Here is a 16,355-nt window from a genome sequence, read left to right as displayed (position 1 = left end):
TCCTAATAAGATTTGTAGAATGCCAAGGCCCTTAAGCGTGCTTGTTTATGATCAACAATCGGTTGCCAATATTCGCTAACCACGCCATTTTTCTCGATATATTCATGGGGAAAATGAATATATTTATCGGGCACATTTTTAAGTTCTGGCAAATACTTACGAATGAACTCACCTTGGGGATCAAATTTTTGACTCTGAGTGATAGGATTAAAAATACGAAAATAGGGTTGAGCATCACAGCCTGTGCTTGCCGCCCATTGCCAACCGCCATTATTGGCACTGAAATCGCCATCGATAAGGTGCTGCATAAAGAAACGCTCACCTTTGTGCCAGTCGACTAGCAGATGTTTGGTTAAAAAACTGGCGACTATCATACGTAGACGGTTATGCATCCAGCCAGTGTGAAGCAGCTGTTTCATTGCCGCATCGACAATGGGATAACCGGTTCGACCTTGCGTCCAAGCGTTAAACGCCTCATCACTGCCCGGCCACTGCGCTAACTGATATTTAGTTTGAAAATTATCCCCTTTGACTAAATTGGGGAAATGGAATAGCAGGTGGCGATAAAAATCACGCCAGATAAGCTCATTTAACCAAGTAAAAGCGCCATGCTGTTGATCGTAAATCACCTCAGGTTGAGCTTGAATTAACTGCAACGCCAGCCAACGCGGGCTTATGGCGCCTATAGCCAAATAGGGGGATATTCCTGATGTACCTTTAATACTGGGGAAATCGCGAGTCGCGGCGTAATTTAATAGCTTATATTGCCAAAATCGCGGTAGCACCTCCGCCATCACGGTATCGCTGCACGGCCAAGCATTGGAGTCGACCTGCGGATAATCAAACGTCACTGGTACGATAGAGGCATCGCTTGGAAATACTGTTGAGGCGGCAGGCGATGGCACACATTCAATCCCCACCTGCTGCACTCTTTTTAACCACGCATTTTTAAACGGCGTAAACACCTTAAACATGTCGCCCTGTTTATTGAGCACACTGCCAGGGGGTAAAATGGTATCACATTGCCATAACTTAAGGTGTAAGCCAGACTGGGCTATGTGACGATCGCGAACCACCTCATCATCTTCAGGCTCAGTATTGGCTAGTACCGTATCACAGCCCTTAGCCTGACAAAATTGCAGCAACACTTGTTGTTGATGAGCAAAATCTGTGGCCGACAAATGGACAAACTCGATGCCATAAGCACCGAGTTGCTGAGCAAATCCATCTAGATGTCGCCGTATAAAGTCAGCTTTAATGGGGGCTAAATCATGTTGTTGCCACTGCTTTGGCGTCGAGATAAATACGGCGGTGTTAACGCCTTGAGCAATGGCTTCACTCAAGGCGGGGTTGTCATGGATTCTTAAATCACGACGGATCCATAAGATACAGCTCAATATCCGTACCTCAAACGCAATTCTTTAGGATGGGGATTTAAATACACTTGCTCTTGCAGGTACTCATTTGGGTACTCAATCAAGTAGTGTTTGATTAAAGTCAGAGGCACTAATAAAGGCTGTAATCCTTGATGGTAAGCGGCAATCTCATCGGTGAGTTCTTTGCGCTTCGCCTCATCTAAATCACGTTTAAAATATCCCTGCAAATGTTGTAGCGTATTGGTGTGGCTTCGACGTGAAGCTTTGTTCTTTAACGCTTCCATCAAGCCAGCAATATAACGCTCGGCGAGTTCGTCCAGTTCGATATCCGCGCGGCCCAACAAACGGCCCAGCTCGCGATAGCTCTCAACATGGTGACTCATCACTAAGTATTTGTGCACGCTATGGAAATTAATCAACTTATGTTTGCTTATCCCACTGGCTTTAAGATCGAGCCACTTTTGATAAGTAAATATGCGGGTAATGAAATTCTCGCGAATGACCGGATCGTTAAGGCGACCATTTTCTTCGCAGGGCAATAACGGATTAAGTCGCATAACTTGCTGAGCAAACAAGCCTACGCCCGTTGATTCAGAACCTTTGCCGTGATGATGGTACACTTTAACTCGCTCCATACCGCAACTCGGGCTTTTAGCGCAGAACACAAACCCAGCCAGATCGCCGTAGTGCTTTGCCGCCTTTTGACCAAACTCGGTGAGCTGCTCAGTAACATCACCGCTGCCATCGGGACGCGAAACCGTGATGATATTGTCACGAATAATTTGTCTAATGGTTGGTCTTGGCACAGGTAGACCAATCGCCATTTCAGGACAGACAGGCTTAAAATCAGCAAAGTCACTGAGTTGATCTACACAAAAATTAGATTTTTTATGGCCTCTATCGTAGCGAACAGGTTCACCCATCACGCAAGCACTAATACCAATTTTAAGTTTTTTGTCCATTATCTCATCCTCACTCTACTCACTTTAGTAGATGAATCGTCCTATTGGATTAAGCAGCTGGCTCATGCCTTGGGTAAAGTGAATGGCATTGCTAGATACCGTTAAACAGACACAGCCTTCTTGCGTTATTGGTTGATGGGTATGTTCACCATCAAGCCAAATAAAATCACCTGCTGCGTAATGCCCCATTTCATCATCGAAACTACCTTGTAATAATAAGGTGATTTCAAACCCTTTATGAGTATGGCACGGCACGCTACCACCTTTATCTATATGCAATAAACTGGCTCTGAGTTCATCGTCATCGAGAGCCAATCGTGCACGTGACAATTTACCCAGTCCTTGCCATTCACGCAGGCCGATTGATTTCATCGCTCGAGGCAGTGAAATGCGCTGACCCGCCACTTCGATTTCTGTTACGGTTTGCGCCACTGCAGATTTTACCTGTGCAGGCGATGCAGTAATGGCATCAATCATTGAGACGCTGTCCCAATCAACCCCTGTCTCACTGGTTAATTGCCGCTGAGTCGTCGCTCCATGCTCATCACTGGACGGTGTATGATTGATAAATTGTGCTTCAGTTAACTGTACCTGCTGATTGAGCCAGCTATCTTCTTCATTTATATCAAAAGCTTGCATAGCGGCTTGTTCTGTGAGCTGCTGAACATGTTTAGCACAATCACTGCAAAGCTCGACATGGCTGGCAACAATGATAGCGACAGAAGCAGGTAAATCACCAGCAACAAAACCGCTTAACACATTTGATGTTGGATGATGTTTAATCATTGTACTGTTCTCCCATTTGCTGCTTGAGCTTGGCTAGCGCTAACCTTAATCTCGACTTAACGGTGCCGATTGGCACACCCAACTGCTGCGCTAGTTGCTCTTGAGACAACTCTTGATAATAAACGCCTTTCACCACTGCTTGCTGCGCTGGCGGCAGAGTATTGACATAGTTCAACATCTGCTTCTCCATTAAGTGGTCGCCAAAGTTAGACTCTTCACTTTGTGCTTCATCTTGAGCCTGATCGATAGGCCAAATATCATCGCCAAGGTTTTGTTCGTTTTTTGCTTTGATACGCCTTAACATGTCAAATGATGCATTGCGCATCACTGTGTACACCCAAGTGGTTGCAGCGCCCTTGTCGACATTATACAAATGGGCCTTACGCCAAACATTGGTCATGGTTTCTTGCACTAGCTCATTAGCTTGCGCTTCACTACCCAATTGTTTGATGCCAAAACGTCTTATTTTAGGCGCAAAAAACTGAAACAGTGCAGTAAATGCCTGCTTATCACGTTGCATAGCAACTGAGTCAAGCCAATGAGACAGCTCCGGCGGAACTTGAGTCTCGATATTATTGGCGATAATGTTGCTCTCCCTCTTTGGGTAGCTTTTGCTCACTGTTTGTTGCATCTCAAACCAACCATTGCTGAAGTATAAAGTGCATTACGTGAGTCAAAACTAAATGGATCAATTAATATTTTCGTTGCCAAAAATCACGCTGTAGAGAAATACCGTCAGTTGTTCAAAACTTGCTGGGTGAATAAACTTCTCTTTTTCATTCAAAGATAAAGGTAATATTTCTAAAAAGCGAGCACAGACCCAGTCTAGGCGATCAAAATGAGTTGTTCCATACAATTGCGCTAAAGCGTCATTGTCTTCAAATAGCTGCTCAAGTAAGCGCCCAAGCGCCATAGAAGAGCTATCACTGATTAATCTATCCCAATGCGGCTTATAACAGGTATCGGCTAACAGTAAGTTATCGTTTCTATAAGCCATGTTATCTAAACTCACTAGGTGTATAGCCTTCACATCAACCACTAATATGCCATCCTTGCCCGCATGAAAGTCAATCACTTCCACCCGCGCGCCCCAATTAGGCACATTAAATGCTAATTCGTTATCAAAGCGTGCAATCACAAACCCACCACGCTCTCCAGCCTCAGCTATCATAGAAAGGTAGCGTGGCTCAAAAATCCTCAGGCGCTGAATGCCATTAGGTAACATAAATAGCGGTAGAGGGAATACCGCCATTTGCCTTGGGCATGTGGGTAAGGTTGTCGCTAAATTATCGTTTAAATGAGTGTCTATCACTGTATTTCTCTTTGTGGAGCAATACCCGTGATACGTACAGGCAAAACCATGGGATCACAACCCTAAGTTCAGCGCTCGCCCCTATCGTCGACTTTTTCAACCAAGTCCACAGGGGACGGCAACTAGGCGCTTGGGATAACGCCACCTCTGACAGGACACGCTCAAGGCCAAGTCATATGGTCGCGATACTGTTTGGTCAAAACCTGTCTTAGACTAAATCTGACTCTTAGTAATTAGTCGTCATATCTAAGCTTATGCTTCTCAAGCAAGGTACAATAGAAACATGCTAACCATCACATCCCAAAGCGTTTTTTGAACCACTAAATTGAACTCGACTTTGATAATCGACACTTGTTGGATCAATAGGGTCATGCAGCTTTAAATATTCGAGTAAGATATCGGCATCAACAATCCCAGTGTCAATGGCATGTTCTAATACTGGGTATCCATTACCGCCAGCGGCATTATAACTAGGCAGGGTAAAACGATAATGTAGCTTAGGGTCAAACGGCTTACCATTAATGCTGTTAATAGATACTTTTTTGAGGCCGCAATCAACCGTCATATCTATACCACTAAAATGGGCGAATCCACCCGAGCCTCTTGTCTGAGTGGCGATACTTGCCAGATAGTGCTGTAGATCCGCCCCTTTCATTTTCGTGACGCTAACGGTGTTTGCAAAAGGCTGTACGGATAACACATCTCGATAGCTAATTGGGCCTTTATCGATAGATGAACGAATACCACCTGAATTTATGATGCCAAAATCTGCATTGAACTCACCGCTACTTTGAGCTGTGGCAAGTAATACTCCCATTGCATTTATTTGATTACGCACTATCTTGCGGTTGCCTACTAATTCAGCCTTTGTATGGCCAACCACCTCATTGAGTATGGCTTCACCTTGTTGTTGAAACGGCGTTAATAACTCCAGCATCTTGGGGTCTGCTGAAATTCGGGCGACTTCTGTTTCGCTATCTGAGTCAAAATTAACGGGTATCAGCTGATAATGAGCAAGGTGCAACTTACCATTATAATATTCGAAATCTGCTCGACCGACATACTTGCCCCACTCATGGGCCTGCATGATCCAAGTACCTTTTTGATTGTCGGGGCGACATTCATCTCCAGGCTTAAAATCAGCGTATTGATTTGATTTAGCCATACAGACTGGATTTTGCGAGTGGCCACCAATAATACCATCAAGCTGCCCTCGATTTAGGCTTCTAGCTAATAACACATCCCCAGGGGTATTACTGCCATGCTTTCCATCTTGATAATGCCCCATGTGTGTCAGAGCAAAAACCAAATCGGGTTTTGGCCCGTGCTGCAAAATGGTTAAGGTGTTTTTGAGCGCGGTTTGCGGCGAAGTAAAACGCAATGATTTTACATATTCAGGATTCCCTATTTCTGCGGTTTGTTCTGTAGTTAACCCCACGATTGCAAGTGTTAGATGGCCTAAATTAAATAATTTATATGGCTCAAAATAAGGTTTCCATTCACCTTCATATTCACGATAAATATTGGCCGATAACATAGGGAATTTAGCCCACTTTCGCTGTTCATCAAGCACACTAAGTGGGTTATCAAACTCATGATTCCCTACTGCCATTGCATCGTATTTAAGTAAATTCATTCCCATGAAGTCGGGTTTGGCATCTTGTAAATCAGACTCAGGTACGCCTGTATTGATATCTCCACCAGACAGTAGTAATACTTGCCCTCCTTGTGCATTGACCTCTGCTCTTATCTGGTCAATCAAGGTTTTTCGAGCAGCCATGCCATACTCACCTTTGGAATTTGACCAAAATCGACCATGGTGATCATTGGTGTGTAGTAAAGTAAATTTAACGCATTGTTCACCAGCTTCGCTACAACTTTGCACTTGTGTTGAATTATCAGAGCAGCCGGTTATTAGCAATATAGTGCATAGAAATGCGGTAGTAATAGGATTAAGAAACGGTTTCATAAAAATCCCTATCGTTAAGTATTATTTACCTGCTATTGCCAACACTAATTAACCAGCTTAATTTACTTATTTGAATTTACAAACAAGATGAAAAATAGCTAATTTAATATTAAATAGCACACAAAGTATTGAGTTAGCAGATAATCAGTAAAACAAAAAAACCAGCAGTACAAAGTAAACTTCGTACTGCTGGATTTAATGTGACTTAACTTTGATTTAAAAAATTAAGATTCACAAGATTAAGATTGACGGCGACGCCATAAAAGTGGAAGTAGTAATAGAAGTCCAGTCCCAAAACTACCTGCACCATCAGGTTTAACCCAACCCTCTTCTTGCTGGTTTTTCACATTGACGCTGACGCTAGTGCTATATTGCTCTTGGCCATCACTCACAACAAGAGTGAACACCAACGTTTGATCTACAGATACTTCAGGGGCTGTAACATTAAGCACTAAGCCATCAGCAGTAAAATCTGCCAGTGCACCGCCAACTTGTTTCCAGCTGTATTGTAAACCTGCTGGCTCATTAGCTATCGCTGCAGTAATTGTTGTGCTTTCATTTTCATTGAGCTTAGTGTTACCAGTAAAACTGATATCAAGAGAAAATGGAACATTTACAACTTTAACAGCAACCACTTGGCTAGTTTCTAGTGCGCCATCACTTACCGTTAAGGTAAATTGCAGCTGTGTATCAGCGGCAACCTCTGGTGAAGTTAGCATTAACACTGCGCTTGTAGCGTCAAAGTCTAACGCTGGACCTGCAGTTTGCTCCCATTTAAAGGTCAGTTCAGCACCGTCTTTAGAAACGGTTGCAGAAGCATCAAGCGTTAACGCTTCATCTTCATTAACCGTTTCTGGCGAAGCAATAATCACATCAACATCTAACTTTGGCGTTACTGGATCACCACATTGATCGCCATAAACTTGTTGTACCCATTCAGGGTAATCTATATATGGGTTGCGGTTACCTTGATAGGTATAAGCGGCGTTATTACGCTGCATATCGGTAGCGTCAACAGGATCTTGCTGGTGCCAAGAGTAAAGAGTACATAGCTTACCAATAAGTGGCGCATTATTAGCTACTTCATCAGCGGTTGTAATGCGATCGACAGCCACTAAATCAAGCATGTTACTATCGTTACCTTGATAACGAGTATCCATATACATGATCATACGTGCGATATCACCTTTAACGAGATCTCTAGGCTCAAAACAACGCTTGGCTGCATCTAAATAATTACCTGGTGCATCGGTTAACTCTGTACCTGTGTCACTACACTCATCAAAATCATAATTACTGCGTGTTGAGTTAACCTTCACATTAGTCGGACGTAAATGATGCGCGTCGGTATAACCTAGCTGAGACTCACTTGGGAAGCCGTGGCTTTTAGCCCAAACGTGTTCACGGTTCCAATCAGTCGTGTTGCCACCATTACTTTGCTTTGACACTGATTGGCCAGTGTATAACTCGAGCACATTACTGCTATTACTTGGATCTTCATCAGTAAAGGTCAAAGCTGTCCACACTTGTTTGTAAGTCAGTTGTTTATGACCGTTAGCAATGGCAACCGAAATGGCATTCTTCATCGCTTCTGGATCATCAAAACTACCGCTTAGCACGTTGGTGTAGTAGGTGTTAGTATCGAATGTGTTAGGGTCAGCTACTGGAGTTAGTGTTTCACAACCAGTACAGGGGGCCGGGTCGACAGGTGCCTGAGTGCACGCAGCTTCACCGGAACAACCTAAACCATCTGCCGTATCTTTATCAAATACTGCCCATTGGTTAATATCGCCTGGGAATGCAGCGGATGCATCGATATCGCCAGTTGTAATACCGTCTTTACGACGAAGGGTTTTATCTTTCGTCGAAAAGTTAACATCATTGACATCTAACCATTCAGAGCCTGGGTCTTCACCCATTTTACCAAAACGGTCGATAGCGACACCGTCTTTGAAGAGCACTAATGCGTCATCGCCATTAAAATAGGTAACGGTTGAAGCGGTGCCAAATTTAAATGCCTCATCGGCAGCATCATTATGAAATACAATGCTGTCACCAACGGCTAATGAGCCAGAAAGGATTTCAGTATTGCCGGGCTCTGTAGCACCGTTAATAAACAAAGATAACTTGTATTCAGCTGCATCAAGATCAATAACACTGCCACCTACATTCGATAATTCAACCGCTTTGTTGTTTCCACCACCCTCAATGTATTCAGTAATCAATAACACACCCGGTTGTATTGGGCATGCACCTTCACCAGGGCAACCTAAACCATCAGCAGTGTCTTTTTCTAGAACTAGCCATTGACTGCCAGTTCCGGGGAAATTTGCTGTTGCATCAGTATCACCAGTAGTGATGTTGGATTTACGTCTTAGGGTCTTATCTTTAGTTGAAAAGTTGGCATCGTTTGGATCTGTCCAAGCACCGTCAGGACGTTCACCTAGCTTACCAACACGGTCAATAACTGCATTGTTTTTAGTCAGAACCAAAGCATCATCACCACTAAAATAGGTTACTGTTGATTCAAAGCCAATTTTAAACTCATCGGTGGCACCAGCATTGTAGTAAACAACGCTGCTACCTGCAGCTAAGGTGCCAGTTAAGGTTGCAGTATTACCAGGTGTAGTTGCACCGTTGCTATAAAGAGTTAACACATATTGGTCAGCATCAAGATTAACGCTACTTGTGCCTAGGTTGGAAATTTCAATCGCTTTATTACTTCCACCACCTTCTACATATTCGGTGATAACCAAATCTGCTTGAGCGGCAGTGGCCGCTGTGGCTAATAGCAGGGTCACTGCTTTAGCAACGACATTCATTTTATTATTCATAATGATATCTTTTCATGTGAAGACGAGGTGTAGCTTTGGCAAACACCTCGTCTTTATGTTCAAGTTATAGGCTATTACGACGACGTAGCACAAACAAACCAAATAAGCTTAATAAGCTAAACAGTCCGGTACTGCCACCAGTATCATCATGTTTCTCTTCTACGATTTGAGGAACCAACCCATCTCTACTTGCCACTTCAACTTCAAATGAAACTGAAGAACCTTCAACGACTTTACCGTCACGTTCAAGCGCTACTTTGACATTGTAATCAGCAGATGGAGCACCAAATACTTCAAAATTTACTAGTGCTTGGCCATCTTTAGTCAGGATCACATTTGGCTCAACTAGTTGAGTCAAGTCTAACTGTTCTTCGTCGTCTTTTGGCGTAAGTTTAATGGTCGCAACATCACCAGCTAACGCATTAGCTTTGGCAGGGATCTGATAAGGAACCTGCATCAACTTCTGCAGCTTGGTTAGATAGATTGAACGATTAGCATCAGCTTCACCTGGTGAGTAACTTAAGGTCACTAATGCTGGATCATGATCAGAAGAGCGGAACTGATCTTCTGTATAAAATTTATTGTACTCATTACTGTAGTCACCCTTGTACTCATTGTTGTAATCATACAAGTTTGATTCAGCAGCATTAATATGCCAGTCAGCAGCATCAATAACGCGTTGCTCTAATGATGGAGAAATCAATATATGGTCTAAAGAGCCTACTTCATCATTGAAAGAGTAACTCCAAGGAGTTTTGCCATTTTTCTCAAATACCTTAGAGATAATATCGATGTAACCATAACTATGAGTAATAGCGACAGGAGAACCATCAAGGTTAAACTGTGGCTTAGTACCAACAAAGGTATGACTCGCTGTCATTAAAGTTTTATTGCGTGGGTTTTCAGTAAGTACTAGAAGTGGATCTTCTTTAGCGTAAGCGTTAAGGTCGCCTAAGATGATTTTATCACCTTCAACAGTTTTAAGCTCTTCAGCTAAGCGAACTGCACCAGAGATACGGAACTCAGAACATGCACCTTGGAAATCAAGATCAGGCGCATCTTTAGTCCAAGTTGTTGCGTCACCAAACTCAACACCTTCCCAGTCTTCCCAACACGTCGAACCTTTAGACTTAAAGTGGTTAACCGCTAGCGTTAAACGCTTACCGGTTTGATTCACAAGGAAAGTTACTACAAGCGCGTCGCGATGATAGTTTTGACCACTTTCTAAAATTTCACCCTTATTGTCTTTAATCACCTCATTATTGTCATTCACAATAGTCGGGGCTTTTTGTTGTGGCATAGTAACAACACGGGTGCGCTCAATGCTTAATTTGCTTGGACGGTAGATAATACCAGTAGCAATAGCATCTGAACCCAGTGAATCTAACTCATCAAGCATTTCGTTGCCGTTATGGTCAAAGCCGACAAACACGTAGCGATTCTCTGTAGAGTATGGCTTGTCAGCATTATTCGCATATTCGTCGTTGTAGTATACGTTTACTTCATTGACTAAATCAGCAATAGCACTTTTCAGACCATAACCATTGTTTTCAATTTCCATGAAAGCAACAGCATCAGCATCTAGCGCACGAATGGTTTCGACCAATTTTGCTTTTTGTTGAGTGAACTCAGTATAGGTATCAGCGCCACGGCTTTGGCCGAATTGATTCTGAGCACCACCAAATGGTGAGTTGAAGTAGTTATATAAATTTTGGCTCGCGATACGAATAGCAAATTGATCATCTGCTACCGTTTCATCGATATCTGGACTATCAGTCCTTGGAAGGTTGTGGATAAAGTTAGTATTATTTAACTCATTAGTAACAGTTAGGGCGTAATCACCAAAACTATAACTGATCACTCCTTGCATCCCAACGACACTATCATCAATACGGATGTAGTTGTTCTGTGGTGCAATATTAAAATTAGGGTAATAAGGGATAGCACCATCACCCGCTTTAGTTGAACTTTCGACAACTAAACGATAATCATCATTTTGTGCTGCTGCGGCTTTTGACTCAGGCGTACCAGGTACATTTAACTGGTTTGGCTGTAGATTTGGACGTTTATATGCCAAAGTGATGTTATTGCGGTAACTGTCGTAGTTAAAACTAAAACTACGTGATACACGCATGTCTTGATTACCATCCTCAAGAGGATTCATATCTTCAGGCAAATTAACCAACATGCCTTCATAACGATTAAGTGTCGAAGCAAACGATCCCGCGTCAGATTCGAGAACTTCAATGTCAGTGGCAACCGTTGGGGTAAATTCACTATTAGTGACTTCCCATACATCAGTGGCTAACTGAGTTTGACCATAGCTTTCAGCAACTTCACCACCTAAACAAACAGTACTACCAACTAATTGACTATTTGCACTGCCACTTTCAACAAAAATACCATCTGAAGTTAATGGATTGCCGTCAGCAACAAGATCACGAATGAAAAAGCCTTTGTTAGGTAGACCGACAACAGCCGTTACCACACCTTCTACAGCAACTTTTTGACCTTTTAAAGGAGATGGACCGTTAGTACCTTGGATTTCAGCAATGGTGGTTAAATTAGCGCAAACAAATGGTTCATAAGCATCAGCTAAGTTTGGTGTACCCACAGTTGAAATATCAAGCGGGTTGATGACTTCCCATTGCGATGCATTAAAACTTGCAGAAGGTGCTGGTGCATTGCCTTCGCTATCTTTACGACGACGTAAGGTAGTGTCAGGCGCCCAAACACTCGTGTTATCTGCGGCACCAACACGGTCGATAACGGTTGAACCATTTTTAATGTAAAAACCATCATTACCGCTTAAGTAAAAATCGCTGTAATTACCGTTACCTTCACCAATAATGTAAGTGCCGCCATTATTAGTAATAGTTTGTTTGTATTCGTCGCTAGCTGCACTATTAAGTACCACAACCGACTTGCCTGGCTCAACGGTAACTCCTGATAATAACGGCGTACCATCTGCTTTTAGCATTTGATTTTCATATTTACCATTACCCCACATGAACGCAGCGGTATCATCTGTAAAGGTAAATGATTCAGTTGCATGGGTATTGGTGATCTCAATAGAGCCCAGTTCGGCACCATAATCTTTTTGCACCATTTCGGTGATCAGTAGGTCATTAACGCCTGCGTTAACGCCACAACTGATAATACTGGCGATAGCCAGTGACAGAAAACTTTTCTTCATATTAAACTCGATATTTTTTAACCTGGAATAGAGCTAGAAGTACATGCGCGCGTAGGCATATGCTGCTTCCGGTGCTTCGCCAACTCGGCCTTCAAGTGACAACACAATGTCCCTAGCAGGACGGTAGTTGAAACCTAAGCTTGCCCATTGGCGTTCTTTACCGTATTCCGCAGGAAGTTCGGTATAATCGTAGTTCGGGCTTTCGACGTCCCAGTCTTCATATTGCTCATGGTTGGCTGAAGCGATAATTTCCCAAGATTCATTGAGATTATATTTACCGCTTAGGGTGGCGCCATAGTTACGGAACGTTTCGTAGGCAAGGTGGACATCGCCACTTTTACGAGTAGATAAGTCTTCATCTTCGATGAAGCCGTTAAAGCCAATAGAGAGTTGTGGCATGACATGAACGCGTAAGCCTAAGCCAAGAAGTTTTTGCTCACCATATTTTGAAATACCTTCCGAACCACCGCGGGCTTCTACACCAACTACCATAGAAACAAAATCAGACATCCAGCCTACATAGCCATTGACGATATCACCTTGGGCTGCACCACTTTTGTGTTTGCCTTCATAAGAATATGAAGCACCGTAGATTAAGTGTTCAAATTTGGCTTCATATTTAACAGTGTTTTCTTGATCGCCAGCTTCTCCAGTTTCAACAGACTTGTTGAACGTAAAGTCGCCAAAGTGATCGTATTCATCGAAAGCAGTATCAGTTAAACCAAGTTCAATCCAGTGATCATCATTGAACACATAACCGACATACATCTTGTCGATCGCAAGTTCAAACTCGCCATCACCACCAAGCCAGTTACGGCGTTGGTAGTCCAACTCTAAACGGTAAATAAAGTTACTCCGCTCGCCCCTGACTCCCATGGTGGCAAAACTGTCATCTACGTAACCCTTAGTATCGTAAAACTCATCGTGGTTATATTTTGAACTAGTTGCAAAATGACCACCGACCCCCACTTCGCCGTACAGGCTGATATAATCTCCATTATCACTTTCTTGTAGTGTTAATGCGTTAGCGGCATGAGCACAAAACAAAGAAGCTAAGGCGATTGCAACGGTTGTTTTTCTAAGCATCGCATATATTTCCATTTGATAAACTTCAGCCCCATCGTAGTACGGGCCTAAATTTGATTAGATAATTATTTATGTATGATTAATTTGGGGAAGAAGAGTATTTTTTCAATGTTAAGCAATTCCGACATACACGAAAAAACACTCTTAAATGTTTAATAAATGACCATTGAGATTTTGAAGCGATATGTATATTCAGGTTAACAATATTAGAAGTTGAGCGCCTAACATCAACATGTCAAATAACGCAAAACAAATATGCTTTAAATATGAGTGTTAAACCAACACACCAACCTCTCGTAACTAAGTTGCAGCTAAATTACAATTAGATCATTATCAATAAACATTTTCTTACAATCAACCACATAAATCAACATCCCATACTAGGTAAGCTGTAAGTTTAAGGCAAGAAAAAAAGTGTGATGTGAGTTCAAAAAAGTATATTTACTTCAGGCTATTAAGACGAACCACAAATTTTACAAAATTAAAATTTAGAAACTAAACCACTTATTACGCTTGATATATAAACAAATACAGTTTCATTCACTAAAAAAATAAATAATAAAAACCAATTGACCACTACATATAGGTCTGTAGATTTTTTGTTTGAATTTAATTGAATAATTTGCTTTGCCCAAAAGAAATACAACGAAATCACTACCCGTGAATGCTCACAAATGGGTGCAAGGAAAGGGACTTCTTGATGGGATTGATGTTAAAGCACATCAGCACAGTTTCTGGTACCTCAGATGAGGAAAATCAAGCTGTAGCACGACGCCTTAGTGCCGACAGCGATGGTTTACAGAGTAAGTCCATTGTGACTAGCGAAGAAGTCAATGATAACAAAGCCGCTAATTGAGCTATTGCCGCAAAGTACTTTTATTATTTTTGACAAAGGTTACAACAGTGAAGCAATGAGAGATACAGTGCGCAAATGTGGCGCTGTGGCAGTGACCCTATAAGTCAAACCCAAAGATTGATAACGCTAATATTCGTATTGATACCAATATCGGCATTTAGTTGAAAATTTTTGCTGGGCTCGAGTATTTTAGCGTGATAGCAACTCATTATGACAAGTTGACCGTTCATTTTACAACCATATTAACTTACTCAATAATTAGGTTGCAAATGTGAAAAACTACTGCCGCCAAAAATCATAATAATATGTTCTCACGGTAAACCATCTGACTTCCATACAGACTTACTTAATTAAATTTAACAAATATAATAATAGTTATTAAAAGACGCAATTTAATTTAAAACCAAAAAAACGGCCAACACTGTTTACATTACGAAACAATGGAAACGAAAAAACAAACTGCAGAAACCCTATTTAACAGCGAGGAAAAATAGACTCTGAAGATAAAAACAAACAGCAATAAAAAGCAAGTCCTAAAATAAGAACAATTTTGAATTTAAAATCTGACAATAAATATTTAGATAAGAGTATTTATTTAATAGTACGCTTCGACGAAATAAAGCCTGCTTTTGCCGTAAGCTCTATCTCCGAACCATAAAGCTTACTCGGCATTTATCGATAAGGAACTGACATACCAACGTAAAGAATATGATGTTATATCATCGACAGTCCATTCGCTGACAACTTCAATAAATCTGACAACTTCAATAAATCTGACCACTTCAATAAATCTGACCACTTCAATAAATCTGACAACTTCAATAAATAAGGTTATGTGCCGCCATTTTTCATAAATGTCAGTAATGGCTTAGCGTCGAACCTGTCCATAACGGTTCGACGCTCCTAGCGAGCATGCCCACATTGAACAGCTCAAACTGGGCCAGTTCTGGTTGCTAATAGCTTAATTTAATGTGATTTTAACTTAATGAGATAACCACAATGGGTTCAACTTAGTGCTATATGCTTCATCGGCAAACACCAGCTAGATGATGTAAACAAATTGAGATTCGACCTAGGGTCGCTTTTTTATCATTTGGATGAATCATTGGCCGTGGCTAATACACTGGCCATTGACGGCACAACCGTCACAGGATCGAGCCGCATCTGGAACCAGTTGATACGCCAATCCAGGTGTGGACCCGTCACTCTGCCCGTAGCCCCCACCTCAGCAATGGCTTGCCCCTGTTTAATCATCTCGCCTGACTTCACATACAACTTACTAAGATGAAGAAAGCTTGAACTGACGCCATAGCCATGATCTAAGATAATCGTGCCACCCGAATAAAACATATCTGGCACCGCGAGAGTGATCACCCCATCGGCAGGGGCCACTACTACGGTCCCCGTTTTCGCTGCCACATCGACACCAAAATGGGGATTACCAGGCGTACCGTTATAGACTCGTTGACTGCCATACACTCCCGATATTCTGCCCGTTAAAGGCCAAATAAAATCTTGAGCGAAGGCCTCTTGAGTTGAGAATTGACTTCTGGCCGCCTTTACCTGCTTGCTATCTTGAGCTGCTCTGGCTTGCGCTTTAGGATCAGGCTTCATGATTTTTTTCGCGATGCCAGTCAGGCTATCGATATGGTACTGTTTCTGACGAATGGTTAGCGGTTTTATTTGCGTAAGCCCATCGGGATAAACTAAGGTTAACTCTTGCGAAAGCGCGGCATCCCGCTCAAAACCAAAGACAAAGCTCCCCTTAGGAGTCACCTTTATTTCGCTGCCGTTAAGATACACTAAAGTCCCTGGCGTGGTTTGAGCACGGATTAACGCCCCTTGCTCTAACGTGCCATTAAGGGTCACTTGCGTCATTGCCAAACCACTAAAACCTAGCGATATGGCGCCGAGCAATACAGCCAAATAGTTCAAATATACCTCCTTAAACGACAACGATGACCATGGATAAAGCCGC

The 16,355-nt window shown here is 42.3% G+C and carries 11 protein-coding genes; 1 reads left to right on the top strand and 10 read right to left on the bottom strand.

The window, feature by feature from the left end; translation table 11 throughout:
* Window positions 1–2 precede the first annotated feature (2 nt).
* The 9 genes from phrB to AC0VXX_RS06325 all read right to left on the bottom strand — a co-directional run bounded on the left by phrB (window position 3) and on the right by AC0VXX_RS06325 (window position 13,536).
* Window positions 3–1,397: a deoxyribodipyrimidine photo-lyase gene (phrB, locus tag AC0VXX_RS06365; protein ID WP_475516403.1), complete on the bottom strand. Its 1,395-nt coding sequence runs from the start codon at window positions 1,395–1,397 to the stop codon at window positions 3–5.
* Window positions 1,394–2,338 carry a YbgA family protein gene (locus AC0VXX_RS06360; protein WP_475516402.1) on the bottom strand — a complete coding sequence of 315 codons (945 nt, stop codon included), beginning with the start codon at window positions 2,336–2,338 and terminating at the stop codon, window positions 1,394–1,396. The genes phrB and AC0VXX_RS06360 overlap by 4 nt, the downstream gene beginning before the upstream one ends.
* Window positions 2,339–2,362: 24 nt before the next feature.
* Window positions 2,363–3,124: a ChrR family anti-sigma-E factor gene (locus AC0VXX_RS06355; RefSeq protein WP_475516401.1), complete on the bottom strand. Its 762-nt coding sequence runs from the start codon at window positions 3,122–3,124 to the stop codon at window positions 2,363–2,365.
* A complete protein-coding gene (locus AC0VXX_RS06350; RefSeq protein ID WP_475516400.1) occupies window positions 3,117–3,755 on the bottom strand; it encodes a sigma-70 family RNA polymerase sigma factor in 639 nt (212 codons plus the stop codon). Before AC0VXX_RS06350 ends, AC0VXX_RS06355 begins: the two co-directional genes overlap by 8 nt.
* A gap of 57 nt (window positions 3,756–3,812) precedes the next feature.
* Window positions 3,813–4,436, bottom strand: coding sequence for an LON peptidase substrate-binding domain-containing protein (locus tag AC0VXX_RS06345; protein WP_475516399.1), 624 nt, complete (start codon window positions 4,434–4,436; stop codon window positions 3,813–3,815).
* 286 nt (window positions 4,437–4,722) lie between these two features.
* Window positions 4,723–6,405: a bifunctional UDP-sugar hydrolase/5'-nucleotidase UshA gene (gene ushA, locus AC0VXX_RS06340; RefSeq protein WP_475516398.1), complete on the bottom strand. Its 1,683-nt coding sequence runs from the start codon at window positions 6,403–6,405 to the stop codon at window positions 4,723–4,725.
* 239 nt (window positions 6,406–6,644) lie between these two features.
* On the bottom strand, window positions 6,645–9,239 hold the full coding sequence (locus AC0VXX_RS06335; RefSeq protein WP_475516397.1) for an endonuclease: 2,595 nt from the start codon (window positions 9,237–9,239) through the stop codon (window positions 6,645–6,647).
* 64 nt (window positions 9,240–9,303) lie between these two features.
* Window positions 9,304–12,435 carry an ExeM/NucH family extracellular endonuclease gene (locus AC0VXX_RS06330; protein WP_475516396.1) on the bottom strand — a complete coding sequence of 1,044 codons (3,132 nt, stop codon included), beginning with the start codon at window positions 12,433–12,435 and terminating at the stop codon, window positions 9,304–9,306.
* Between the two features lie 33 nt (window positions 12,436–12,468).
* A complete protein-coding gene (locus AC0VXX_RS06325; protein WP_475516395.1) occupies window positions 12,469–13,536 on the bottom strand; it encodes a porin in 1,068 nt (355 codons plus the stop codon).
* Between the two features lie 685 nt (window positions 13,537–14,221).
* Between AC0VXX_RS06325 and AC0VXX_RS06320 the strand changes: the two genes are divergently transcribed.
* Window positions 14,222–14,377 (top strand): hypothetical protein, encoded by a 156-nt coding sequence (locus tag AC0VXX_RS06320; RefSeq protein WP_475516394.1) that lies wholly within the window; start codon window positions 14,222–14,224, stop codon window positions 14,375–14,377.
* 1,089 nt (window positions 14,378–15,466) lie between these two features.
* Here AC0VXX_RS06320 and AC0VXX_RS06315 read toward each other — a convergent pair.
* Complete coding sequence (locus AC0VXX_RS06315; protein ID WP_475516950.1) at window positions 15,467–16,255, bottom strand: M23 family metallopeptidase; 789 nt, start codon at window positions 16,253–16,255, stop codon at window positions 15,467–15,469.
* Window positions 16,256–16,355 lie beyond the last annotated feature (100 nt).

It is taken from the genome of Shewanella sp. QJM3NY_23, assembly GCF_056173105.1.
Note: the sequence above shows the minus strand (reverse complement) of the source record. Positions and strands in the feature narration are given on the sequence as shown.

Excerpts from the sequence above, each read along its gene's own strand:
- AC0VXX_RS06315 (WP_475516950.1), bottom strand. The coding sequence starts at position 16,255 with ATGACGCAAGTGACCCTTAATGGCACGTTAGAGCAAGGGGCGTTAATC.
- AC0VXX_RS06335 (WP_475516397.1), bottom strand. The coding sequence starts at position 9,239 with ATGAATAATAAAATGAATGTCGTTGCTAAAGCAGTGACCCTGCTATTA.
- AC0VXX_RS06325 (WP_475516395.1), bottom strand. The coding sequence starts at position 13,536 with ATGGAAATATATGCGATGCTTAGAAAAACAACCGTTGCAATCGCCTTA.
- AC0VXX_RS06355 (WP_475516401.1), bottom strand. The coding sequence starts at position 3,124 with ATGATTAAACATCATCCAACATCAAATGTGTTAAGCGGTTTTGTTGCT.
- AC0VXX_RS06350 (WP_475516400.1), bottom strand. The coding sequence starts at position 3,755 with ATGCAACAAACAGTGAGCAAAAGCTACCCAAAGAGGGAGAGCAACATT.
- AC0VXX_RS06360 (WP_475516402.1), bottom strand. The coding sequence starts at position 2,338 with ATGGACAAAAAACTTAAAATTGGTATTAGTGCTTGCGTGATGGGTGAA.
- AC0VXX_RS06330 (WP_475516396.1), bottom strand. The coding sequence starts at position 12,435 with ATGAAGAAAAGTTTTCTGTCACTGGCTATCGCCAGTATTATCAGTTGT.
- ushA (WP_475516398.1), bottom strand. The coding sequence starts at position 6,405 with ATGAAACCGTTTCTTAATCCTATTACTACCGCATTTCTATGCACTATA.
- AC0VXX_RS06320 (WP_475516394.1), top strand. The coding sequence starts at position 14,222 with ATGGGATTGATGTTAAAGCACATCAGCACAGTTTCTGGTACCTCAGAT.